The 24,273-nt window shown below is 60.7% G+C and carries 21 protein-coding genes; 1 reads left to right on the top strand and 20 read right to left on the bottom strand.

What is annotated here, in order from left to right:
• Positions 1-26 precede the first annotated feature (26 nt).
• The 20 genes from OC71_RS16880 to tssA form a co-directional block, all read right to left on the bottom strand.
• Positions 27-1,028: a serine/threonine-protein kinase gene (locus OC71_RS16880; protein ID WP_027610390.1), complete on the bottom strand. Its 1,002-nt coding sequence runs from the start codon at positions 1,026-1,028 to the stop codon at positions 27-29.
• Positions 1,025-1,753 (bottom strand): PP2C family serine/threonine-protein phosphatase, encoded by a 729-nt coding sequence (locus OC71_RS16885; RefSeq protein ID WP_041071582.1) that lies wholly within the window; start codon positions 1,751-1,753, stop codon positions 1,025-1,027. The genes OC71_RS16880 and OC71_RS16885 overlap by 4 nt, the downstream gene beginning before the upstream one ends.
• Positions 1,753-5,292: a type VI secretion system membrane subunit TssM gene (gene tssM / locus OC71_RS16890; RefSeq protein WP_041071584.1), complete on the bottom strand. Its 3,540-nt coding sequence runs from the start codon at positions 5,290-5,292 to the stop codon at positions 1,753-1,755. The genes OC71_RS16885 and tssM overlap by 1 nt, the downstream gene beginning before the upstream one ends.
• 13 nt (positions 5,293-5,305) lie before the next feature.
• Positions 5,306-6,181, bottom strand: coding sequence for a type IVB secretion system protein IcmH/DotU (gene icmH / locus OC71_RS16895; protein WP_003229559.1), 876 nt, complete (start codon positions 6,179-6,181; stop codon positions 5,306-5,308).
• A 5-nt stretch (positions 6,182-6,186) separates the two neighbouring features.
• Complete coding sequence (tssK, locus tag OC71_RS16900) at positions 6,187-7,518, bottom strand: type VI secretion system baseplate subunit TssK (protein ID WP_007962327.1); 1,332 nt, start codon at positions 7,516-7,518, stop codon at positions 6,187-6,189.
• Positions 7,519-7,520: 2 nt separating this feature from the next.
• Complete coding sequence (tssJ, locus tag OC71_RS16905; protein WP_007962325.1) at positions 7,521-8,021, bottom strand: type VI secretion system lipoprotein TssJ; 501 nt, start codon at positions 8,019-8,021, stop codon at positions 7,521-7,523.
• Between the two features lie 5 nt (positions 8,022-8,026).
• Positions 8,027-9,220, bottom strand: coding sequence for a type VI secretion system-associated FHA domain protein TagH (gene tagH, locus OC71_RS16910; protein WP_041071586.1), 1,194 nt, complete (start codon positions 9,218-9,220; stop codon positions 8,027-8,029).
• 18 nt (positions 9,221-9,238) lie between these two features.
• A complete protein-coding gene (locus tag OC71_RS16915) occupies positions 9,239-9,379 on the bottom strand; it encodes a hypothetical protein (RefSeq protein WP_003229566.1) in 141 nt (46 codons plus the stop codon).
• 315 nt (positions 9,380-9,694) lie between these two features.
• A complete protein-coding gene (locus tag OC71_RS16920) occupies positions 9,695-11,215 on the bottom strand; it encodes a sigma-54-dependent Fis family transcriptional regulator (RefSeq protein WP_041071588.1) in 1,521 nt (506 codons plus the stop codon).
• 10 nt (positions 11,216-11,225) lie between these two features.
• Positions 11,226-13,883: a type VI secretion system ATPase TssH gene (gene tssH, locus OC71_RS16925; RefSeq protein ID WP_041071590.1), complete on the bottom strand. Its 2,658-nt coding sequence runs from the start codon at positions 13,881-13,883 to the stop codon at positions 11,226-11,228.
• An 11-nt stretch (positions 13,884-13,894) separates the two neighbouring features.
• Complete coding sequence (tssG, locus tag OC71_RS16930) at positions 13,895-14,902, bottom strand: type VI secretion system baseplate subunit TssG (RefSeq protein ID WP_041071592.1); 1,008 nt, start codon at positions 14,900-14,902, stop codon at positions 13,895-13,897.
• Positions 14,866-16,653, bottom strand: a complete 1,788-nt coding sequence (gene tssF / locus OC71_RS16935) for a type VI secretion system baseplate subunit TssF (RefSeq protein WP_007962320.1) — start codon at positions 16,651-16,653, stop codon at positions 14,866-14,868. Before tssF ends, tssG begins: the two co-directional genes overlap by 37 nt.
• Before the next feature lie 69 nt (positions 16,654-16,722).
• On the bottom strand, positions 16,723-17,145 hold the full coding sequence (locus OC71_RS16940) for a hypothetical protein (RefSeq protein WP_041071594.1): 423 nt from the start codon (positions 17,143-17,145) through the stop codon (positions 16,723-16,725).
• 7 nt (positions 17,146-17,152) lie between these two features.
• A complete protein-coding gene (locus tag OC71_RS27895) occupies positions 17,153-17,566 on the bottom strand; it encodes a hypothetical protein (protein ID WP_041071596.1) in 414 nt (137 codons plus the stop codon).
• A gap of 52 nt (positions 17,567-17,618) precedes the next feature.
• Positions 17,619-18,548 carry a DUF6402 family protein gene (locus OC71_RS16950; RefSeq protein WP_041071598.1) on the bottom strand — a complete coding sequence of 310 codons (930 nt, stop codon included), beginning with the start codon at positions 18,546-18,548 and terminating at the stop codon, positions 17,619-17,621.
• A 12-nt stretch (positions 18,549-18,560) separates the two neighbouring features.
• Entirely contained in the window at positions 18,561-19,085 is a 525-nt protein-coding gene (locus OC71_RS16955) for a PAAR domain-containing protein (RefSeq protein WP_041071600.1), read from the bottom strand.
• Positions 19,086-19,096: 11 nt separating this feature from the next.
• On the bottom strand, positions 19,097-19,504 hold the full coding sequence (gene tssE, locus OC71_RS16960; RefSeq protein WP_041071603.1) for a type VI secretion system baseplate subunit TssE: 408 nt from the start codon (positions 19,502-19,504) through the stop codon (positions 19,097-19,099).
• A gap of 9 nt (positions 19,505-19,513) precedes the next feature.
• Positions 19,514-20,989, bottom strand: coding sequence for a type VI secretion system contractile sheath large subunit (gene tssC / locus OC71_RS16965; RefSeq protein ID WP_003229584.1), 1,476 nt, complete (start codon positions 20,987-20,989; stop codon positions 19,514-19,516).
• 25 nt (positions 20,990-21,014) lie between these two features.
• Complete coding sequence (tssB, locus tag OC71_RS16970; RefSeq protein WP_003229587.1) at positions 21,015-21,518, bottom strand: type VI secretion system contractile sheath small subunit; 504 nt, start codon at positions 21,516-21,518, stop codon at positions 21,015-21,017.
• Positions 21,519-21,550: 32 nt separating this feature from the next.
• Positions 21,551-23,113 carry a type VI secretion system protein TssA gene (gene tssA, locus OC71_RS16975; protein WP_041071607.1) on the bottom strand — a complete coding sequence of 521 codons (1,563 nt, stop codon included), beginning with the start codon at positions 23,111-23,113 and terminating at the stop codon, positions 21,551-21,553.
• Positions 23,114-23,865: 752 nt separating this feature from the next.
• On the opposite strand from tssA, the gene OC71_RS16980 reads away from it, so the two are divergent.
• Positions 23,866-24,222 carry a hypothetical protein gene (locus OC71_RS16980; RefSeq protein ID WP_041071609.1) on the top strand — a complete coding sequence of 119 codons (357 nt, stop codon included), beginning with the start codon at positions 23,866-23,868 and terminating at the stop codon, positions 24,220-24,222.
• Positions 24,223-24,273 lie beyond the last annotated feature (51 nt).

Genomic DNA, 24,273 nt, shown 5'->3' on the forward strand with positions numbered 1-24,273 from the left:
AGCGCTCCCTGTTCGAATGTCGTCCGTTACGCCCGAAGTCGCAACCGTTGCAGCCAGGACGAAGTGGCGCCCAAGGCGTCACGCAATTGATCGGCGGTGATGGTGCGTTCTGCCGCATTGAAGCTCAGCGCGGTTCGCAGCGCTGGCCAGCCGTGTTTCGGTAAGTTCGCCGGGGCTTGCAGCTCGCGCTCCAGGTGCTCGTCGCGGGCCTGGGTCGAGGGCAAGCGGCGGAACGGGTGTTTGCCGCTCGCCAGTTCATAGATCACGCAGGCCACGCCGTACACGTCCGCGCTGGCCGACAACGGTTGGCCCTCAAGCAGTTCGGGGGCGGCGTAGCCCGGGGTCCAGGCATTGAAACGTTCACGGCTCAGGTGTGGCAGACCGGGCAAAACGCCTTCGTCTGCCTGGCCAAGACCGAAGTCGAACAGGCGCAGGCCGTCTTCGCTGAGCATGACGTTGCTCGGTTTCATGTCACCGTGCAGCACGCCGCGACGGTGGGCGTAGGCCAGCGTATCGAGCAGCGGCAGCGCGATGTCGCGCGTTTCTTTCCACGGCAGGCCGAGGGGCCGTTCGCAGAGCAATTTGTCCAGGGTCAGGCCACGCATGTATTCCATGGTGATGAAGGCCCGCTGGCAGTCGGTGTCGACTTCAAAAGTATGTGCACGCACGACGTTGTCGTGGCGCAGGCGTCGGGTCAGGGCGAACTCGCTGTAAAGCAAGGCACTGGCGTCCGGCGATTCGGCAAATTCTTCGCTGAGGATTTTCAGCGCAATGTAAGGATCGGGATCGCCGAACTGCTCGTGCAGCAGATCCCGTGCCCGATAGACCGCGCCCATGCCGCCCGCCCCGAGCAGACGCTCGAGGTGGTAGCGGCCGGCGAGTACGTCCGGCAGTGCACCGATGCTGGCCTTGGTCGGCGCCAGCAACGGCTCGGCGTTGTTTGCCTTGGCGAAGGCGAAGTAGGTCAGGTTGCTGGCCTGCTCTTCGCTCATCAGCAAGTCATCGACTGAGGATTCGATTTCAGTCATTGGCGGATCACCACGGCAGTCAGGTTATCCCGGGCGGCGCCACGCAGGGCGCCGTCGAACAGACGTTCCAGCGCCACATGCGGCGCGCTGAGGCTGAGGGCGTTGCCGAGAGCATCGCTGCTCAGGCCCTGATACAAACCATCGCTGCACAACAAAAACGCATCGCCTGGATAGACCTCGAGTTCGAGGACATCCAGGGTCAGCTGTTCGGCCGCACCGACGGCTCGGGTCAAGGCCTGAGCCGCCGGGTGCGCTGCCGCCTGTTCGACGCTCATTTGCTGTTCGTCGATCAGTTGCTGTTGCAGCGAATGATCCTTGGACAGCTGATACAGCCGCTGCCCGCGCCACATATAGCAACGGCTGTCGCCGGCCCAGATGCAGGCCGCGCGGCTGCCTTCCACCAGCAGCGCCACAACGGTGCTGCCCATGATGCTGTCGTGGCGTCCGGCGGTGACCGTCAACTCTTGCCCCAAGCGCCGGTTCAGCCAGTGCAGGCACTGGCGGATGGCTTTGAGGCGTTCGTCGAAGTCCTCGTGTTGCGGCAGTTCAGCCAGGCTGGCGACGATCAACTGGCTGGCGATGTCGCCACCCTGATGACCGCCCATGCCGTCCGCGACCACCCACAGCCCCTGCTGTGGCGAGTCGAGGAAGGCATCTTCGTTGCGCGCCCGCACCTTGCCCGGGTCGGTACGCGCCGCGCTGCGCCAGGGACTGGCCACCAGCATCAGAGCTGCACCGGCATACGGAAGGTGCGCAGCACGCCCATGTCGAACGGGTTCGGCGTGCGCTGGCTGGTCAGCAGGTAGTTGGCGCGCAGGCCACCCACGTCGGCTTTCAGCACCAGCACGTCGCGACCGGTCAGGTACTCGGTCTGCATCAGGTCGAACAGACGGAACAGCGACCATGGGCCGGAGTTCTTCTCGATACCGATCGGACGCCCCGCCATCTTGTCCATCACCAGGCTGGTGCGACCGTCTTCAGCATCGGTCGGCCACTTGAACGTCATCGGCAGGATCGGACCGTGGCGGTACTCCATGGTCTTGTCGCCGAACTTGAACTCGGAGCGGCTGACCGCCGGATCGAGGGTGTACGGCTCCAGTTTGAACTGCACGGTCGGCTCGGCCGGGTTGATCGAGAAGAAGCTCTGACGAATCGTCAGGGCTGCCGCCATCTGGTCGAGGTACATCTTCGACACCGGCAGGCTGTGACCGTCGACGCTGCGCATCCGGTAGTTGCCCGGATCACCGCTGACGAACGGACGCATGTAGCTGTCGAAGAAGCGGTCGACGGTACCTTGAGCCCGGAAGAACTCGCGGAAGTCGCTGATCGCCACGTCGCTGGTGCTGCTCGCGCTGAACGGATAACGCTTGCTGATGGTTTTGCCATACACGCTGTACAGCTCGTTCTGATAACGGCCGTTCAGGTATTGGTAGGCATCGTTGAGCACCAGGCGCCACGAGTCTTCGGCCAGCACGTTGAACCACACGCTCAGTGGACGCGGCAGGCGACCCGAGGCCGCGCGCAGGTTGGTCAGCGCATCACGCTGGCCGCTCATGCGGGTTTTCGCCATTTCGAACGCGGCTTGTTCCGGCGTGCTGGAGCGGGCCAGACCGGACAGTTGCAGTTGCAGGTCGTTGAGCGCGCTGATGGCCGGGGTCAGGTCAGCGGCCGGGCCGTTGTTGTCATCGAGCAAACGATGCAGCGGCTCGAAGCGCCGTTGCAGCGACTTCTTCGCGGTGTCCGGCAGGCTTTTCGCCACGGCCATCGCCGAAGCCTTGTCCGCCACGGCAGACGCCAGTTTACCGACCTTGCCCAGTTTGCCCTTCTGCCCTGCCAGTGCATCGGCGGCATCACCGGCTTCATCCACCGGATCGGCAGCGGCCGGGAAGCGCGTGTTTTCACGTACTTCAGTGAGCAACGCCAGCACCGGCGAGTTGGCCGACGTCAGGCCCGCCAGTTGCTCGGCGCCTTCACCGGCGTCGCTGATCGGCGGCAAGGCCACCTGGCCAACGGCTTCGCTCCAGTAGTTGGCATAGTCACGGAAGTACAGTTGCTCCAGCTCGACCATCAGGCGACGCAAGTCCATGTCGCTGATGCCCGCACCTTCGCCCAGCACCCAGTTGTCACGCAGGATGTCGGTGACCAGCGCCGAACCCTGCACCGAGAAATACTGCTGATAACCCTGCTGGGTGTAGAACCCCGGGATCACGTATTCGGTGCCGATGAACAGCGAGCCCTGCGGGCCAAGGTGTTGGCTGAAACGGTATTCCGGCAGGTTGCGCGCCTGCTCGCGGAGCATGCGGTAGACCACGGTAGCCAGCGATTCGGCGCGCAGCACCTGACGTGCCTGAGTCACCAGTTGATCGTTCAGCGGGTAGATGAACGGCTGCTTCAACAGGCGTTCGAGGTGGGTGTTCAGACCATTCTGCACCGCGGTGTTGCCGGTGTAGCGCTGCGACCAGTCAGTGGCGACCCAGTCCTTGAGCCACGCTGCGTCACGACGGTCCTTCATGTTCAGCATCAGGTACGCACGCAGGCTGTTGAGCAGCTTGTCGCGGTCCTTCATGTTGGCGCGGATCTGCCCTTCGAGCATCGTCGCGACCCGTGGCAGCAATTGTGCTTCGAGCTCATGCTCGTAGGCTTGCTTGACCACCGGGTTGACGTCTTCGCCCTGATACAGGCCGCCACGCTCGTGGTACGAGACGTCGCCCTTCTTCGGGAACACCTGAGTCGCGGCGTAGCTGGTGTCGAGGGTTTTCAACACGCCCATCGCGTCATCACGCGGGGTCAGCGCCGAACGCTGCTGAGTCCAGTTCTGCGCCAGCGTGCGCAGGTTTTCCAGACGCTCATAGTTGGCCGAGAAACCACCGGCCCAGAGCATGCCGAACAGCGCCAATGCCGCCAGTGCGCCGACGTACAACGCACGCTGACCCCAATGGATGCGGCTGCGCTCGCGTTTGTCGAGGCCGGCCAGATCCGACTCGGGGAAAATCACCCGACTGAACAGATGATGGATGAAGCGCGAACGGCCACTGCGCAGGGTCGGCAGCACACCGGCATTCATGCCGAGGTTGGCGCCGATGCCGGCGGTAGTTGCGTCCATTTCCTGCGTCAGGTGCGGAGCACTGGTCAGGTAGAAACCCCGCAGCAGCGACGCGCGCTGATACCGGTTGCCAGTGAACGCCATGTCGACGAACAGGCACAAGCGCTCGCCGATCTGCCCCAGTTGATGCGGGAAGTCGAGGATGCGGCCACGGCGCTGGGTATCGCGCTCGGAGTGCATGCGCATGATCACCTGATTGTTCAGGCGCCGCAGCAGCTCTTCGAACTCGCCGCGCAGTACCGCGACGTCGGTACCAACCTGATCCTTGCGGAAACTGGTGCCCAGCACCTGATCGCTTTCTTCGCGGGTCAGTTGATCGAAGAACTCGTCGAAACCGAGCAGCTTGTCCGCCTTGCTCAGTACCAGATACACCGGCACATCGACGTGCAGTTTCTGATAGACGTCTTGCAGACGACCGCGCACCTGGCGCGCCAGGGTGTCGATGTCCTGCTCGCTGCCACCGATCAGCGATTCCACTGGAATGGTCACCAGCACACCGTTCAACGGACGCCCGCGACGACGCTTGCGCAGCAACTCGAGCAAGGTGGTCCAGGCACTGCCGTCGACTTCCGCGTCCGGCTGCGTGGTGTAGCGCCCGGCGGTGTCGATCAGTACACCGTGGTCGGCGAAGTACCAGTCGCAATGACGGGTGCCGAGGGTGTCGCGGGTCAGCTTGCGGTCGATCTTGTTGATCGGGAATTCCAGCCCGGAGAAGTCCAGCAGGCTGGTTTTGCCGGAGGCCTGCGGACCGATCAGCAGGTACCACGGCAAGTCGTTGCGCCAGCGTTCGCTGCGGCCGCGATACAGGCTCGAAGTCTTCAGGGTTTTCAGCGCGTCCTTGAAGCGCGCCTTCAACTCTTTTTGTTCTTCTTCGATCAGCTCGTCACGACGGATGCGATCCTGGCCGTCTTCGGTTTCTTCGACGGCTTTCTTGCGGATGCCCGCGCGCCAGCTGACGAAGACCATGGTCAGTCCCCAGATCAGGAACAACACGGCGATGGTCAGCAGACGCGAGGTCGCGCTTTCCCAGAACTTGTAGTCATCCACCGCCAACAACGGGCCAACGAACCACACCAGCAGCGCCACGAACAGCACCAGCAGCAAGGTCCAGACCCAGGTCTGGCGCAGGAAGGCGCCGACTTTCTTGAAAAACTTTTTCATCACACGTCCCTGTTTACGGCTGCGACTGCGGTTGCACCGCGGCCGGATCAAGCGGCTGATAAGGTTGCAGAACGGTGTCGCGCTGCTCGCCCAGGACCCAGGCGAAGCCCGAATACATCACCACCAGGCAGACCAGCGTGAACAGCACCACCATCCACGCCGGCACGATGCGCACCAGGTTGCGGCGCTGATCGTTGAGGCCTTCCCAGTGCGGCGACAACTCGCGCGGCACGTCGCCACGCAACTGACGGATCTGCCGGTACAGGGCGTCGCGGATGCCTTCAAGCTCAAGCATGCCACGGGCCTGCACGCGGTACTTGCCCTCGAAACCGAGGGACAGGCACAGGTACATCAGCTCGAGCATCGGCAGGTGTTTGACCGGGTTCTTCGACAGCCGATCGAGCAGCTGGAAGAACTTCTCGCCACCGAACGTCTCGTTGTGGAAGCTGCTGAGCAGACTCATCTGCGACCACTCGCTTTCGTTACCCCACGGCGTGGTCACCACAGCTTCGTCGACCACGGTGCAGAGCACGTAACGCGCGGCCATCACCTGGCTGCTTTCGGCGCCGTTGTGCAACGCGCGCACTTCAAACAGCTTGAGCCCGGCGGTCAGGCGCTCGTTGAGCGCGTAGAGGTCTTCGCGGGTTTCGCTGTGTTTGAGACGCACCACTTCCGAGAGCAGTTCGGACGACGCCGCCACCAGCGAATTCAGGCTGATGTTGAACGCCTCCGCCGGGCGCAGGCGCGCGGCGTAGATCATCCGTTCTTCCAGTTGCTCGAAGCGCGGCGGCGCGGCGAAGTCGGTCAGCGGACTGGCTGCCGGTCCGTGGCCCTGACGATCGAGCAGGACGGTTTTGTCGTCCTGGTTGTAATCCGTTTCCTTGATCATGTCGGTCAGTTCCTGATGGCCCAGAATTTCAGTTCAAGCTCGGCGAATTCGCCGGACACGTGGAACGCGAAGCCGCCGGAGCGCTCGAGTTGCGCCAGGTCTTCGGAGCTGAGTTCGAGGATGAAGTAGGTTTTGTTCGAGTGGAACGCGATCTGCCGCGGGGCCACCGGCAACGGTTTGACCTTGATCCCCGGCAAGTGCAGGTTGACCAGTTGGCGGATACGCTCCACCGGGCCGACCTTGAGGTGCGCCGGCAAGCGGTGGCGCAGTTCTTCGGAGTCGCAGTTGGCACTCGCCGCCAGCACGAACGACGCCGAGCCGAGCAGTTTGTGGTCGTGCAACGGCGACACGATGATCCCGTACTGACGCGCCTGCAGGATCAGTTCGATGGCGTGCTGTTCGAGCACCATCGACAGCACCTGACGAATCGCTTCCATCAGTTTGCGGAAGCTTGCACCCTGATCGGCGTGGGAATAGCGGCTGTCCAGACGCGGGCGTTTGCTGTCGCTGGAGAAGGTCGCCAGATCGCCGAGCATGGTCAGCAGCGTGCGATACAACTCTTCCGGATGCACCTGCTCCAGACCGAGGTAATGGCGCAGCAGCAGCTCGGTGCGGTTGATCAGTTGCAGCATCATGAAGTCGCCGACTTCCGCGCCACCGACCTTGCCGTTGGAGCGGATCCGCTCGGCAATCGTGTCGCCCCGGTGGTTGAGCATGCTGATGACTTCTTTGAGGCACGACAGCAGATAACTGGACGCGTGAGCCTGAATGTAGGTCGGCACGAAATCCGGGTCGAGGCTGATCACGCCGTCCGGCGTGGTGTCGAGCACGTCGCAGATCTTCAGCTTCACGTAGGCCTGATCGCTCTGCTGCTCGCCGAGCAGCAGTTTGAAGTCCGGGCGACCACAGCTGACCTGGCTGGCGGAATCGTCGCCGGCGTTGGAGTCGGCCACTTCGGCGTCGTACGCGGTGTAACGCGCGAGCACGTCGGACTGCTCCGGGCGACGCGCTTCGATGTGGTTACCGGTGACCAACGGCAGCGCCAGGTAAATCGGCGTGTTACCGGTGTTCGGCGGCACGTCCAGCGCCAGCGGCTCGGTGTTGCCGCCGAGTTCGAACAGGCTGCCGTCCGGCAGGATCCCCGACGCGGCACTGATCACCAGTTTGCCCATGTTGAGGAACTGCAAGTCGATCTCCAGATTGAGGAAACCCCAGGTGTAACCACCCAGCAACTGGGTGCGGGTTTTCATCTGGTGATCGTAATAGCGATCGTTGTGCTGGAAGTGCTGCGGCCGCAGCAGCATGCCTTCCTGCCAAATGACTTTATGGGTATTCATCTTCAGTCATCCGCCTTGGCGAGCGCTTCATGGGTGTTGCGGATCCCGGCCTGATCCAGGGTCAGATCGGCTTCGGTCAGCTCCAGCGGGGTGACCTGAACGGTGTAGCGCCACTTGGTTTCCGGCAGATCGCGGTACGCAGCGAGAACGCCGACGTAGCGGCTGCCCTCCTCCACGCTGAGTTTCATTTCCACGGTTTCACCCGGGCGCAGTTCGAGTTCTTCGCTGGCCACCAGATCCGGGTTGAGGGATTCCTTGGCGCGCTCGTAGAGGCTGAAGAAATCAGCGTTCTCGAAGGTCACCGGGTGCTTGAGTTCGAACAGACGCACCACGATCGGCGAAGGACGGCCGTTGAGGTCCGGGTTGAGCTGATCACTGCCGGTCAGCTTCAGGTTGATCTTGGTCACTTTCGAGTACGGCGACAGCGACGAGCAACCGGCGAGCAGCACCAGCACGGTGAGCGCAGTCAGCGTCTTGAAAAAAGCGGTCGAGCGGCGAGACATGCGCATCATCCTTGGTGGTCGGTGTGTAGGGTAGAAATCAGGCGGATCTGTTCTTCGTAGGCCTGGGCGAAATCGCGGGCCAGCAGACGCTCGCTCCAGTCATCGTCCTGACGCAGGGCCTGGTGGTAACGGCCGAACGCTCTCCAGCGTCCGCCCGAAGTGGCGATCAACGGCTTGTTGTCGCGCTCGAAACGCAGGGTCAGTTGCTCCGGCGAGAAGTGCTCGAGGGTGCCGCGTACGGCGGCGCGGCTGGCGGTCAGCAAGGCCACCTGATGCGCCTGCAGATCCCGGAACGCGCGGGAAATCGCCTGCTCGGCCGGCAGGTGCCCGGGCTTGTGCGGCTGCAACAGAATCTCCAGCGCTTCGCTCGGATCGACGGCGAATTTCAGCGGGTTCTTGTTGGTGCCTTGCACGGTGGTCTGGGCCAGACGCAGTTCGTTTTTCAGCTCCGAACGGGTGCGCAGGCTCTGCTGCAGTCCGCCGATGCTCTGGCGCAACAGACGCGCGGCGTTCAGCGCCAGGGCTTCGCGGGCGTCGTGATCAAGGCCTTTGAGATCCACGCCCAGTGCTGCACCGAAATGCTCCCAGAAGCCTTCACTCTGACGCTCGACGGCTTTCGGGGCCGGAGCTGGCTCGGGTTCAACCGGGGCGACCAGCTCGGGCACCATCAGGCTTTCCATGTCGATGCGCGCGTAGTCGGCACGCTGACGGGAGTCCTCAGGCTTGGCGGTCGGCGCCAACAGTTCGTCGATTTCCGAATAGACGCGCTCTTGCTGTTCGATCGCGTTCAACGGATCAAGGTCGAGGAAGGCGTCGTCCGGAATGATGCTGCCGGCGGCACGCGGACGGCCGACCTCACCGTCGAAGGTCGCCGGGTCACGCACCAGCCGCGCACGAATCTCGAAGTCGCCCAGCACGTAGGTGCTGCCGTGCTCGATGCGCACCGGTTCGCCCTTGTGCAGGCGTGCGCCACTGTCACCGTCCTGGACGCCGTTGCTGCTGGTGTCGGTGAGGAAAAACGTGCCTTCGCGGTAGCTGACAATCGCGTGGTGATTGGACAGATGCCGCTTGCGGTCAGGAATGATCCAGTCGCAGTCCTCGCCCCGCCCGATCACGCCGCCGGCCTGTTTGAAGGTCTTCTGGCACAACTCGGTAGGCACGAACTGCTTGGTGTTCAGCATTTCGAAAACCAGTTCCATGTTTGATGCTCCTTGCGGTCACTTGCCGCGATTGACCGCTTGCGGATCACCCAACGGGCGATAGTCGTTGTCGTTGAATTTGTAATTGCCGCTACAGCCGCCAAGGCCGCATAGAACGACGAGGGTCAGCAGGACAGCGTGCCAGTGACGAACAGACATCAGAGGGTCTCCAGGGGTAGACAAAGCACAAAGCGCCGACCCTTGCGGGCGGCGCTGAAATTAATTCTTTGAGTGGTCTCGAAGGCTCTGCATCGGGGCCTTGAGCCAGACCAGCGAGGCGTACGCACCTCCTGTGGCAAGTGAGCAATTTGTGGTGAGGGAGCTTGCTCCCGCCGGGGTGCGCAGCAGCCCCAAAACCAGACACTGCAGTGCCACAGGGAAACCGAGCTCATCGGGTTGCGACTGCTGCGCAGTCGAGCGGGAGCAAGCTCCCTCGCCACAGGGGAATATTCCGATCCAGAGCACTTCTTCAGGTCAACCATCGAAGTCACCCAGGTTGATATTCAGGCGCCCGAGGCGGTACAGCAGGGTGCGGCGCGGCAGGCCCAGTTCGCGGGCGGCGAGGGTCTGGTTGCCGTCGTTCTTGCGCAGGCAATCAAGCAACAACGTGCGTTCGACTTTCTCCAGGCGCTCGCGCAGATTCAGGCCGCTGTGGTCTTCCGGTATCGGCTCCATGCGCAGGGAGAAATGCTCGGCCAGCAACTCGCCGCCCTCGCACAACAGCACCGCGCGTTCGACCAGTGCCTTGAGTTCGCGCACGTTGCCGGGGAAGGTGTAACCGGACAGGTGCTCCAGCGCCGCGCTCGACCAGCGCACCGGATCACGCTGCAAATACGCGCAGGTCTTGTCGGCAAAGTGCTGAGCCAGTTCGAGGATGTCGCCTTCGCGCTGACGCAAGGCCGGCAGCTCGATCGGGAACTGCGCGAGGCGGTAATACAGGTCCTCGCGGAATTTGCCTTCGCTGACCAGCGTCGACAGATCGCGGTGCGTCGCGGCGATGATGCGCACGTCGATCTTGTGCGTGTCGTTGGAACCCAGCGGGCGAATTTCGCCTTCCTGCAACACGCGCAATATCTTCGCTTGCAGCGACAGCGGCATGTCGCCGATTTCGTCGAGCAACAACGTGCCGCCGTTGGCCGCATCGAACAGCCCCGCGCGGTCACGATCAGCGCCGGTGAAGGCGCCTTTGCGATAGCCGAACAGCTCGCTTTCCAGCAGGTTTTCCGGGACGGCCGCGCAGTTCTGCACGATGAACGCCTGAGAGCGACGCGGGCCGCAATCGTGAATCGCCCGGGCCACGACTTCCTTGCCAGTGCCGGTCTCGCCGCGCAGCAGCACGGTGTACGGGCTGTGCAGGACTTTGCTGATCAGCGAATGGGTCTGGCGCATGGCGGCGCTTTTGCCGATCAAGCCATAACCACTGATGCTCGGCACACTGCGCGCCACCGTGGCCGACTCGGCCAGCGGCTGGCGCAGACGCTGCAGCAAGTGCAATTGACCGAGCACGAACGAGCCGAGCTGACCGAGCGAATCGGCAAAGCCTTGCAGGTCCACACGACGACGGCTGGCGCACAGCAACAAGCCTTCGACCGCTTTGTGCTGATTGACCAGCGGCACGCACAGCAGCGATTGCCACGGTGTCGCCACGGCCGGCAGAAAACTGGTCTCGTGCAGGCTGCCGCTCAGGTCGTCAAGGCACACCACGCGGTTCTGGCACAGGGCAAACTGCAGCAGCTGCTCACCGTTGTAGTCCGCCGGCAGGCTGGTGGCGGCGCGCGGTTGCAGCGCGCCGTCGAGGCATTCGGCGTTCATTCCCAGGCAGGTGTGGGTGGCGTCGAGCAGGTACAGCTGCGTCAGTTCGCAGCCGCTCAACTCGGCCAACCCGCGCACGAAGTCACCCAGCAGCGCAGCACCGTCCGCCGCGCGCGACAGACTGGCAAACTGCGCCAGCAAGGCTTCGGCATAGACCAGTGGCTGCGGCACTTGAGTGAACATCACACCCACCTCAGGCGAACTCGCACGTCACGCTGGCGTTGCCGTCGAGCGTGGCATGCACACGCTTGAGGCTTTCACCGGTGGCCATTGCATCGAGCAAGCGGTCGGCCACCAGCGGCAGCACGTGCTGATCGAGCAAATGGTCGATCAGGCGCGCGCCGCTTTCGCTTTGCGTGCAACGCTCGGACAGGTGATCGACGAGGTTCTGGCACCAGCTGAAATCCAGCTGACGACGGTTGAGGCGTTCGCCCAGACGACCGAGTTTGATCTCGATCAGCTCGCGCAGCACCGGGCCGCCCACCGGGTAATACGGCACCACTTTCATCCGCGCCAGCAGCGCCGGTTTGAAGTGTTTGCTCAGCACCGGGCGAATGGTCTCTTCGAGCAGCTCGGCGGTCGGACGGGCGCCGTCTTCGCAGAGGTCGCTGATCTTGTCGCTACCGAGGTTCGAGGTCATCAGGATCAAAGTGTTGCGGAAGTCGATTTCGCGACCTTCGCCGTCGTTGGCCACGCCCTTGTCGAAGATTTGGTAGAACAGGTTGAGCACGTCCGGATCAGCCTTTTCGACTTCATCGAGCAGCACCACCGAGTACGGCTTCTGGCGCACCGCTTCGGTGAGCATGCCGCCCTCGCCGTAACCGACGTAGCCCGGTGGCGCACCGATCAGACGCGAGACGGTGTGCTTCTCCTGGAATTCGGACATGTTGATGGTGGTGATGAAACGGTCGCCGCCGTACAGCAGGTCAGCCAGGGCCAGCGCGGTTTCGGTCTTGCCGACGCCGCTCGGGCCGACCAGCAGGAACACGCCGACCGGTGCATCAGGTTTGTTCAGACCTGCTGCTGTGGCGCGCATCGAGCGGTCCAGTGCGTGCACGGCTTGCTCCTGACCACGGATGCGCGTGCGCAGGTCGGTGGCGAAACTCGCGACTTTGGCGTTGTGTTCGCGGGCCAGTTGCGCCAGCGGCACGCCGGTCCAGGCGCTGATCACTTCGGCCACCAGACGCGGGCAGACTTCGAAGCTGACCAGACGCTCTTTGACTTGAGCCGCGGTCAGGGCGCTGTGGGTCTGGTGCAGTTCGGCTTCCAGCGCTTCGACGCTCTGGCCTTCCTCGACCTCGGCGGCGATGGTTTCGATCACCGTGCCTTCGGCGTCTTCTTCAACGCTGACGGTCGGCTCGACAGCGGCAGCTTCGCGGGCCTTGGCCAGTTGCTGACGCAGTTCCAGCAGGCGCTCGGCCAGTTGCTTCTGTTCGGTCCACAGACTTTCCAGCGCGACCCTTTCGCTTTCGGCTTCGTCGAGCCGCGCTTCCAGTGCATCCAACGCTTCGTGGTCGATCAACAGACCAGCCTCGGCATCGCGACGCAGAGCCTGACGCTGGCGACCACCTTCAGCCAGTTCGCCACGCAGGCGTTCGAGGCTTTCCGGGGCAGCGGCAAGGCTGATGCGCACGCGAGCACAGGCGGTATCGAGCACGTCGACCGCTTTGTCCGGCAGCTGGCGACCGGCCAGATAGCGGGCCGACAGCTCGGCAGCGGAGACCACCGCGTCATCGCGCAGGTAGATGCCGTGGCTCTTCTCGTAGACCTGCGCCAGACCCCGGAGGATGGTCACTGCTTCGCTGACGGTCGGTTCGTGCAACTGCACCGGCTGGAAACGCCGGGCCAGCGCCGGGTCCTTCTCGAAGTATTTCTTGTACTCGGCCCAGGTGGTGGCGGCGATGGTGCGCAGTTCGCCACGGGCCAGCGCCGGTTTCAGCAGGTTGGCCGCGTCGGAACCGCCGGCATTACCGCCCGCGCCGATCAGGGTGTGGGCTTCGTCGATGAACAGGATGATCGGTTTCGGCGAGGCTTTGACTTCGTCGATCACGCCTTTGAGACGACGCTCGAATTCACCCTTGACGCTGGCGCCGGCCTGCAGCAAGCCCATGTCCAGCGACAGCAGCTCGACGCCCTTGAGCACCTGCGGCACTTCACCGGCCGCGATGCGCGAGGCCAGGCCTTCGACGATGGCGGTTTTACCCACGCCAGCCTCACCGACCACGATCGGGTTGTTCTTGCGGCGACGGGCAAGGATGTCGACCATCTGCCGAATCGCGCCATCGCGGCACAGCACCGGGTCGAGTTTGCCGTCGCGGGCCTGTTGGGTCAGGTTGTGGGTGAAGCGCTGCAGCAGCGATTCGCCCTGCGCCGCCGGCTTGCCGCTGGCGGCCGGTTGCTCCTGTTGCGACAGGGCAAATTCCTTCAGGCGATCGATGTTCAGTTTGGCGAGCAACGGCTGGTAACGGCTGCCGGCGTAGCGCATCGGGTTACGCAGCAGCGCGAGGATCAGCGCGGCGTCTTCCACCGAGGTCTGGCCCAGTTCGAGGTTGGCCACCAGCAGCGCGTCTTGCAGCCACTGCACCAGTTCCGGGGCAAACACCGGGTTGCGCGAGGCGCTGTGTTCAACGCGAGATTGCAGTGCGGCGCTCAGTTCACCGGCATCGACATCCGCATCCTGCAAGGCGCGCGACAGCAAGCCGTTCGGACGCTCCAGCAGGCCCAACAGCAAGTCTTCGACGAGGATCTTGCTGCCGCCACGAGCCACGCAACGTTCGGCCGAACGTTCCAGATCACGACGGGTTTCGGCGTCCAGCGCCTGGATGAGTTGTTGCAGGTCTACGTTGATCATGGCTCACGTCCTTAATGAATTTTGCTGCCCAGGGTGACCACGCCGTCTGCTTTTTCGCAGCCCAGCCAACTGGTCCACCCCAGGCGACAGTCGTTCTTCTCACCAATGCGCAGTTCGCGGATTTCTTCCGGGCGCAGCACCAGGCGAATGTCGTAATCGAGCGGGTCACGCAGGGTGAACCGCACCAGCGCGCACAGCGGCTGGTAACCGAAACCGATCGGCAGGAATTCGTGGAATCGCTCCCAGTCGAGTTCGGTGATGTGAATGCGGAATTTGCCGCTGCGGTCGCGCACCCGCTCGCCCAGCACCAGGTCTTCACCGAGCAGGCTGTTGGCGCGACCGAGGCGGTTGCGCTGCTCGTCGAGGATCTCCACGCGACGCTCGATGCACTGCTCGATGACCAGGTCTTCGTGCTTGAAGTAGTAACGCAGCACGGCTTCGATCAGCGCCGCGGAGTGCGCGCGCAAGCTGAGCAAACCGAGGTACGGCAGCAGGCGTTTCCAGTTCAGCTCCTTGGCCTTGCGGATCTCGTCACCACCCAGACCGATCAGCGCGAACAGCTGCGAAGAGAACGGGTCGATCGCGCCGCTCTGGAAGCTGGCGCGATAGCGGTATTTGCGCCAGATCGGCAGCATCAGTCGTTGCAGGCGATGGTGGAACAGGTCGAGGAAGTTGCGCGTCGGGTTGCCGTCCTCGCTGTCGCCCAGCGCTTGTTCGCCGTAGAACGCCGGCAGCGGCGAACCCGAGCCGACCAGCCCGATCAGGTTGAAACGCATGCGTGCGCGCATCTGCCCGTGCTCTTCGAAAAACTCCACGCGATCAACGTCGCTGCGCGGAAAGCCCAGGCTCGGGTTGGCCTGAAACTCCACCTGATCGTACAGATCGTCTTCGCTCAGGTACGGGTGCGCCTCGCGCAGCCGGTCGATCACCAGCAGCACGGCCTGAAACAGCGAGTACTCGCGTATTACCTTGGTCAGCCCGCTTAAAGCAGGGGCTGCAGGCCCATACGTGGTGTCCATTGGTACACCTCTCCCTGTGTGCTTTTTACCCGCAACTCGTGGTACGAATTGAGACTGGCGTAAAGCGCGAAAAACTCGTTAAGAACCGAGGCGAAAACGAACAGGTCGCCTTCGCCGATATACCCTTCCGGGTCGATGGTCAGTTCGGTGCGCAGACCACGTACCGGCAAGCCACGGTGCAGCCGGTCGACGTGGTGGTGCTTGATGTGCTTGAGGCCGCCGAGCAGGCGTTTGCTGACCTTTTCTGCGTGCTGGTCGTAGTAGCGCGGCAGGTCGTAGGTTTCGAGAATCACCTTCAACGCGTTGACGTCGGCCAGCGACAGATAGTTGAGCGACATGTTGCTGATCAGCTTCCACAGGAAGTCACGGTTCAGCGGCGGCGCAAAGCTCGACGTGGCCGGGGTGATGTTGCGGAAACTGAGGAACTCCGGGGTCTCTTCACAGGCCATGCAGATGTCGCCGAGCTTGAGCTTGCGCGGCAGGTTCTGGTTGGTGCAGATCAGCTCGATCGACAGGGTTTCGTGGGCTTCGGTGTGGCGGATGCCGAAGCTCAGGTAGGTGTCGAGGCCGTCATGCAGCAACGACGAACGCTGGCGGATGCTGTAATGCGGACGGCTGTTGGGCACGTCGAAACTCGGGTCATGCTCGAAGGATTCGAACGGCACGTACTCCTGATAACCGAGGCCGCCGGGCTTCCAGCCGGTGACGGTTTCCACCGAGAACACGCCGCAGTTTTCCAGATCGTATTCCGCCGGCAGCAGCAGGTATTCATCCTGTTTGCCATCGAGGCGGATCGGCAGCGCGTCGTGGGCGAACAGGTTGGCAATCGGCGTGCAGAACAGCTTCACGTTATCCAGGGTCGGCCGCATGCGCATGATGCCGCTCTTGCGAATATCGAAACGCAACTCCAGGCCGCGCATCTGCTTGAGGGTGTCTTCCGGCAGCGCCTTGAGAATGTCCAGACCGTTGACGTCGACAAACAGGAACTTGTCCTGGAAGGCGAAGTATTCCTGCAGGTAGCGATAGCCACGGAAGGTGTTCAGCGGATACGGGATCAACGCTTCTTCTTCGGCAAAGCCCACTGGCTTGACCCGGTCACCCGGAATCTTGAACGCCATCGGCTTGCCCGCCACGCCATCGATTGGCTTGCCGGCGCCGTCGAGCGGGATCAGCTCGATGCCTTCCAGGTTGCGCAGCAGACTCAGGTAGAGCATCTGGCTGATGTAGCGCTCGCCGGCAAAGTGCAGGCGCAGCTTGCTCAGTTCCAGCTCACCGAGGTGACCGTCGGCGCTCATCTCCAAACGCAGACTGAGCAGCGAACCGTCGCCCTTCACCGAGTAGTTCAGCGCGGCCAGATCCAGCGGCAAGACTTCGGTCGGGTAGCAGGTGCGGAAGCGGCAACGCACGTCTTCGATCGGTTTGCTTTCGATCGGCGTATCGCGCTCGACCACCAGCGCCGGCCCCGAACGCTTCAGCGGATCAAACTGCAAAATGCTGAATGCCGGCAGCGGACGCATGTAGTTCGGCCACAGCAGTTGCATCAGCGAGTGGCTGAGCTCCGGCAACTCGTCATCGAGCTTCTGCCGCAGACGCCCGGTGAGGAACGCAAAACCTTCCAGCAACCGCTCCACATCCGGATCCCGCCCGGCCTGGCCCAGGAACGGCGCCAACGCCGGACTACGCTCGGCGAAACGGCGACCGAGTTGGCGCAGTGCGGTGAGTTCGCTTTGGTAGTAGTGGTTAAAGGACACGGGTTACCTGCCTGGTAGTGAAACTCATGGAATAACTGTCCTGCGGATTACGCTCGATGTCCGACCTGGTCATTGGATTGCACCTGCAGGCTGACTTGGCTGAATGCGACCTGCGATGTTTCGCAAAGCCCAACGCAACTCGATGACTTGAGTGGTGAGGATCGCCAGCAACGTGACGCAGCCTTGAGCTACGCCGTAAAACAGGGCTCTTAACGGGTTGTCGGGTAGCATCCAGAGCAGGATGAAGCCCACCATCAGAAAAAGGATGGCCAGCTTGGCGACCAGACCTGGAATCAGCGCAACGATCAGGTTGACGCCCAGAAAAATGTAAAACAGTGCGTAAGTCGCAATGCCGATGGCGACACCATGGGAGGTAAATCCGCCGTTAAAAAGCCTGTAAGCATGCACAACCGCGTCATTCAAAAATGCATACGCCACGCATCCGAGAGCGTGGATTAATAGGCATAGGGCGAGACGAACGTAGCTGTTCATACTGCTATCAATTTTCCAGAATCTCGTAGGGTGTATTACTGATGAAAATATTCAGCCAGTTTTCTTCCCATTGCGGCATGGAAATTACAAAAGCCTTATCTTTCTTTTCGAAGGTGATCCAAGTAATTCCAACCTCAGCATCATCTTCGAATGTGCGCATATCCAACGACTGCGTATCATACAACGGGGTTCGATATACCTTCCCTGGCTCTTTCGAGTCGATAACTCTTAGATACGCCATACCGCCAAGCATAAAGATCCTGCCGACACGCACATTCTCAATTGTGTAGCGGCCCGAGGGGCTAGCTGTAGTTGTACTTGCGGGATACCCTAGCATTGAATTTACGCAATAAACGAGCAATGCAATCAACACCAAGAGCAAACTGACAGGCACTAGCCATTTCTTTTTAAGCGTAGTCATTTTTTCGCCACACCCACTTCAACAGCGATTGTACATGAGCAAAAAATGCGCATCATTTATTCCAAACATTAATAACTGTCACGGGAACATTCTGATATTTGATATCAGACAAAACCTGGAAATCACCGCCTTTTTTAAATTCTGTTCGATATTTTAAAAAATGAGAATTCGTAATATAGAAATAACGCGAGCTTTCTATTTCCCGAAACATCGCCTGAGAGTCTTCTGCACTGATATAGGGGTTTGAAGCGATGTCTGACTTCATCTGCGCCGCACCGGCATTTGCAGTGGCCGCATAAGCCGGGTTAGCTATACCATCGAAGTTCCAGAACCCCAATGGCTGACTGAAATTGTCATCCGGTGCGTCATTGAAGTCATAGGCGTCCTCAGCGTAAAAACCGATTCGCTCCACAAACAGTTGAATGCTGTCTACGGAAACAACCAACTTCCCCTCTGGAAATACGCGGACGTTAAAGTTTGCCAGCGCAGCTCGCAATTCATCAGTCTTCTCTATTAAACCGAACTTAACTGCTCGATTATTACTGTATCCAAACTCTTCAACCTTCCTGGCGCTCGCAAACTTAAAAGGATAGACACCCGGCGCCGAGCCAAGATACTTATCTTTAATCTTCTTGCTTATATTATTGCGGCCTGCAGGATTATCCCAGGCTGACTTAAGCTCTTCAATGACAGCTTTCGCAGGTTCAAACTTTTCCAACCAAGCCATTTTTACGATGGTGTCATTTACGTAGGCGATGTCAGCAAGAGCAATATGGTCTTTAACCTCTTTACTCATGGCACCATCGGCAGTTGGCCATGGTTTGCCATCAAACCAATGGCGCATCAGCTTCGCAGCAACTGGCCACTTCATCTTATCCATTGCATCAGGTATATCTGTGATTTTGAATTGACGGACAGCTGCAGACTTACCAGTTTGGTTACTGGCCGGCGTCAGACTTGATGCTATTTTCGTATCCGCCATAACAAAATCCTTTTATCCAATTACGACTTCAGATTGCTGTTCAATAATCAACTCATAGGACTCCGCTACAGAGGACGAGATTTTTTGCGTCTTCCCGTCGGCTCCCGTGACGCCACTGATAACTTTCCCCGAGGCGGTTTTGAAACTGTATGCCACTCCCGCCAATGGCTTCCCGGAGTCCTGACAATTGATGACGTAGTGCTCGTTAAACGGCCACTTGATCTCCACCGGCAAAGGCGGCACAAACGGCGCCGGCGAATGCGAATTGCCGATAATCACCGTCCCGGAACCCGCCGTGACTTTGTTGCCATGGGTCCCCACTGAATCAACCGTGGCGGCCGGTTTGCCATTGATCAAAACCGTGGTCGCCAGATCGCCAACCAACGCACCACCACACGCCGAGGCATCGCCTTGGCGGGCGGCCGCGAGGCCGTCGAAGAACACGTCGCCGGATCCGGCGGCGATCGGGTTGGTACCGTGGCCAGGAAGTGGGCAAGCGGTGGGGTCGGATACGCGTGCTGCGGGTTTGCCAGACATCGGGAATCTCCTTAGGTGACCTTCACTTGACCGCTGCCATCCAGGCGCGCGGAAAAACTGACCTGACGCTTGAAACCCTCGACTTCCAGCAGGCCTTCGATGCTGAAGGCCAGCCGTAGCTGGTCGTGGTCACGCGGCAGGGAAATGACACGCACGTTGCTCAGGCGCGGCTCGTAGGCTTCGATGAAGTTTTCGATGGCCAGACGGGCCTGACTCAGGGAGTCGTGCAGGCTCAGACGCATGTCATTGAGATCGGGCAACCCGTAGTCGGCCAGCGTTTGCACGCTGCCGGCCCGGGTGCTGAGCATTTTGGCCAGATGGGCAGCCACTGACGCCATGGCACAAGCCTCAAGGCTGTTGCCCTTGCGTAGTTCCGCGTCGCCGTTGAGGCGCTCGAACAGGCTGCCGTATCCGTCCATGAGTCGCTCTTACTCTTTGTCCAGCTTGCCAACCAGCGACAGGGTGAAATCGGCACCCATGTACTTGAAGTGCGGACGCACGTTCAAGCTGACGCGGTACCAGCCCGGCTCGCCTTCAACGTCGCTGACGATCACTTGCGCAGCGCGCAGCGGACGACGGCCACGCACTTCGGCGCTCGGGTTTTCCTGGTCGGCCACGTATTGGCGGATCCACTTGTTCAGTTCCAGCTCGAGGTCGGTACGCTCTTTCCACGAACCGAGTTGCTCGCGCTGCAGCACTTTCAAGTAGTGAGCCAGGCGGTTGACGATCATCATGTACGGCAGTTGGGTGCCGAGCTTGTAGTTCAGCTCTGCCGCCTTGCCTTCTGCGCTGATGCCGAAGAACTTCGGCTTCTGCACCGAGCTGGCGGAGAAGAACGCCGCGTTGTCGGAGCCTTTGCGCATGGTCAGGGAAATGAAGCCTTCCTCGGCCAGTTCGTATTCACGGCGGTCGGAGACCAGAACCTCGGTCGGGATCTTGGTTTCGATTTCGCCCATGCTTTCGAAATGGTGCAGCGGCAGATCTTCAACCGCGCCACCGCTCTGTGGGCCGATGATGTTCGGGCACCAGCGGAATTTGGCGAAGCTGTCGGTCAGCTTGGTGCCGAACGCGAACGCGGTGTTGCCCCACAGGTAGTGCTCGTGGCTGTTGGCAACGGTTTCCTTGTACACGAACGATTTGACCGGGTTTTCTTCCGGATCGTACGGGTTACGCAGCAGGAAACGCGGCACGGTCAGGCCAACGTAACGGGAGTCTTCGGAAGTACGGAAGCTCTGCCATTTGGCGAATTGCGGGCCTTCGAAGTGGTCTTTCAGATCTTTCAGATCCGGCAGGCCGGTGAAGCTTTCCAGACCGAAGAATTTCGGGCCGGCCGCGGCGATGAACGGCGCGTGGGACATGCAGGAAACGCTGGCCACGTACTGCATCAGTTTCACGTCCGGCGAGCTTGGGGACATGAAGTAGTTGGCGATGATCGCGCCGACTGGCTGACCACCGAACTGGCCGTATTCAGCGGTGTAGATGTGCTTGTACAGGCCCGACTGCATGACTTCCGGCGAATCTTCGAAATCGTCCAGCAAGTCTTCTTTGGAGACGTTGAGGATTTCGATCTTGATGTTTTCGCGGAAGTTGGTGCGGTCGACCAGCAACTGCAGGCCACGCCACGACGATTCCAGCGCCTGGAAATCCGGGTGGTGCAGGATTTCGTCCATCTGACGGCTGAGCTTGGCATCGATCTCGGCGATCATGCGGTCAACCATGGCTTTCTTGACCGGCTCACCGTTGTTCTGCGGCTTGAGCAGTTCTTCGATGAACGCCGACACGCCACGCTTGGCGATGTCGTAGGCTTCGTCGTCCGGGGTCAGACGGGTTTCGGCGATGATGCTGTCGAGAATGCTGTATTCGCCGCTTTCGGCGCTCTTCTCTTGTGCTGCGCTAGTGCTCATTGTGTTGGCTTCCTTGGCTGGAGTCTCAGGCGTCCGGGGCTGCGGCGTTCAGGCCCAGCTCACCGAGTACGCGACCGCGGGATTCGTCGTCGGCGAGCACGCCTTCGATCGCTTTACGGAACGCAGGTGCGTTACCCAGCGGGCCTTTGAGGGCCACCAGCGCATCGCGCAGTTCCATCAGTTTTTTCAGCTCAGGCACTTGCTCGACCAGGCTGGCCGGGTTGAAGTCCTTCATCGAATTGACGCGCAATTGCACAGCCAGCTCGTCGGCCTCGCCATCTTCCTGCAGACGGTTCGGCACGCTCAGCGTCAGACCCAGTTCTTGCTTGGCCAACACTTCGTCGAAGGTCATCTTGTCGATGCTGATCGGCTTGCGATCTTCGATTTTGCGATCGTCCTTGCGGTGGGTGTAGTCACCGATTGCCAGCAGCTTCAGCGGCAGTTCAATCTCTTCCTGAGCACCGCCGGTGGCGGGTTTGAAGGTGACGTTGATGCGTTCCTTGGGGGCTACCGAGCCTTCTTTGGCCATGGCTTTTCTCCTTGCGGTTGTGGCCCTGGGGCCTATTCGAGTACCACTTCGAGATCGAGGTGGCACAGCCTGCGATAAATCTCTTCCTTGCGTTCACGCACTGCATGGTTCTGCGGCAACAGCTCGCAGCAACTGTGCAGCAGGTGCAGCACTTCCAATGCAAGATCGGGCTCCCAGGCGTGCAGGCCTGAGTCCTGTAATGTCTGATCGAGGGTTTCGAGCTGGTTCTTGGCCAGTTCGTATTTCTTGGCCATGAAGCACAGCCGCGCGAGGGCGAACTGCCAGAAGAACCGCTCGCGCCCGCCGTGAGCCGTTTGCAGCCCTTGCTTGAGCGTCTGCACGGCAGGCTTGAGGCCTTCCTTGCGCAGCAGCGGCAGCACTTCCTGCAGGGCCTTTTCCCAGGCGGGCTGGGTTTCGACGTCGTCGGTTTCGACCTTGCGCGGCGCGCTGGCGCTTTGCAGGTGCGGCATGACATTGCCGGCGATCCACGCCCGAGTGGACGGATCGGCAAACGGCGCGCCGTCATGGAAGCGACATTCGATGATGCCGGGCAGGCGCTGAACCAAAAGCGCGAAGTGGATTTCCACTTCGCGCATTGCCATCTCGGCGTTGAGGTTCTGGAGACATTCCCAGACCATCCTCTGGCCATCGAACCAGAACGGCGCCTTCGCCAGGCTCGCCTCCAGTTCCACCAGCAGGTCGGCGTATTTGCCTTGATCGAAGCGATCCTGATACTGCTTGAGTTTGTCCACCGGCAGACCGCGCAACACGGTGATCTGCTCGGCGTTGCGCTCGGGCACCGCGTCGATCGGCAGCCACAGCAAGGTGCGGTTCAGACGCAGGGCGCGCAGGTCGGTGGCCTTCTGCTTGAGCCACCAGGCACACAACGGACGCGCGCTTTCCTGCTGGGCGCGCAGTGCCTTGTAAGCATCTTTTTCGTTGTCGATCGGTGCGCCGGGGGTCAGCAACTGGCTCGCGGCCTGCTTGACCTGCGCCACCGCTGCGCCCACCACACCGGGGGCCGGCTGATTGTCGGCGGCACGCTGGATCATGGTTTTCAGGCGACGCGAGAGCGGCAGCAACAGCGGCGCGTCGTCGCCCAGGTGCTCGGTGCACGCGGCATCGAGCCCGGCCAGATGCTCGGACAACTGCCGAAACATCGGCAGCTGTTCCTTGATCGCGATGTTTTCGGTGAGCACCTGCTCCAGACGCGGCACCAGCCAGCCGATGGCGGCGGCACGGGTGCGCGGTTTGAGCGGGTGAACGTCGGTCCAGTGGTTTTCCGACAGATGGTGCAGCAGACCGAGGCCGGCCAGCAGCCCGGGGAAGGATTCACGCTGGTACAACGACCAGGTCAGCCAGGCGCCGACACGCAAATCCTTGGATTGGGTGCGCAGCAGGTTTTCGCTGTTTTCGCGGATTTTCAGCCAGTCGATCTGCCCGCTTTCGTGCATCGACGAGGCTTTGGCCAGCTCGCTTTCCAGCGCCTCGAATTCGCTCGAAAAACGAACGTCTTCGCCCGCGAAATTCTCTTTGGAAACAGAGACTTTTGCGAGTTCGAGGTAATGGGCGGAAAGTTTGCTTGAGTAGGACATCCATGGCCTTTATTCAGGATTACAGTCAGGCGCCTATTGGAGTTACCGCGGCGCGGGACAGTATCGAAGAGCGGTGAAGCGACTCATCCAATTGAGATGTGCTCTTTCAAGTGGGCGCATCGTAATCACTATGATGGCCACTAGCAAGCATCTGATTAAACAACAAGACGAAGTGTTCAGTGGAGCGTGTAAGAGATCGCCCTCTATATGGCAGGGGAATCCCTGATGGCGAATTATATTGCGCGCATTTGCCTCGCCCCCTCAGAACCCTTGATCCAGAGCGGCCTAACCCGCTCTGTGCGAATCGCCTCGAACACCCGTCCCAATACACGGCGGCAAGCATGACAACTCTCGTAAGAAATAGAAGTAGGACTCTTCCGAAAATTCGCGGAATTTTACAAACAATTCGCTGACGACAACGCCGAACAACAAAAGTGCCATCAATTTGATGGCAATTCATTTTTCTGAAACTTTATTCAGCTCATGAATGCTGTACTTCAGTGCCAACTCAATAATTATCGAAGTGCGACCGTCCAACATTCCCTTCAATCCGAACCAGCGTTTCACGCCCAGAATGTTCTCACGAATTTCAGAGATACTTCTTACATCAATTTATTTCCTGCATTGCCAGCTTGCCTTGAAAACTCTCTTAACCCGGCTATGCCGACCAAGCGGGTTGACTGTTGAGCCACAGTCACAAAAGCTGCGTCTCATTTGGCGCCTGAAACGGAGCCGCCCAGGAGCTTTACCTCATGGAATTGAAACCCCTGCTTTTCGCAGCACTGATGTCGCTACCCGTCACTCAAGCCTCCGCAGATACCCCACCACTGGACGGTCATTACTATCTGACCGGCGCAATGGAAATGGGCGCCGAATTGCTGCTGCGCAAGGACGGCACGTTTGACGCAGGCGTGGCATATGGCAGTGCTGACGGCTTTGCCAAAGGCACCTGGCAGGTGGAGAACAACACCGTGACACTGAAGAGCGAGACCAAAGCGGCGTCAAACAGCGATTTATCCGGCCTGTTTCAGGATCTGCAACTGGCAATCGAGCCGAACTGCCTGGCCGTGGATTTCGGCAACGGCAAGGCCTGTTTCCGACGTCAGTAAGCCGATTGGCAGCCACAAAAAATGGGCACCCGACCGCAATCGGTGTGCCCA

This window comes from Pseudomonas sp. W15Feb9B (assembly GCF_000828175.1).
Classification (GTDB): Bacteria; Pseudomonadota; Gammaproteobacteria; order Pseudomonadales; family Pseudomonadaceae; genus Aquipseudomonas; species Aquipseudomonas parakoreensis.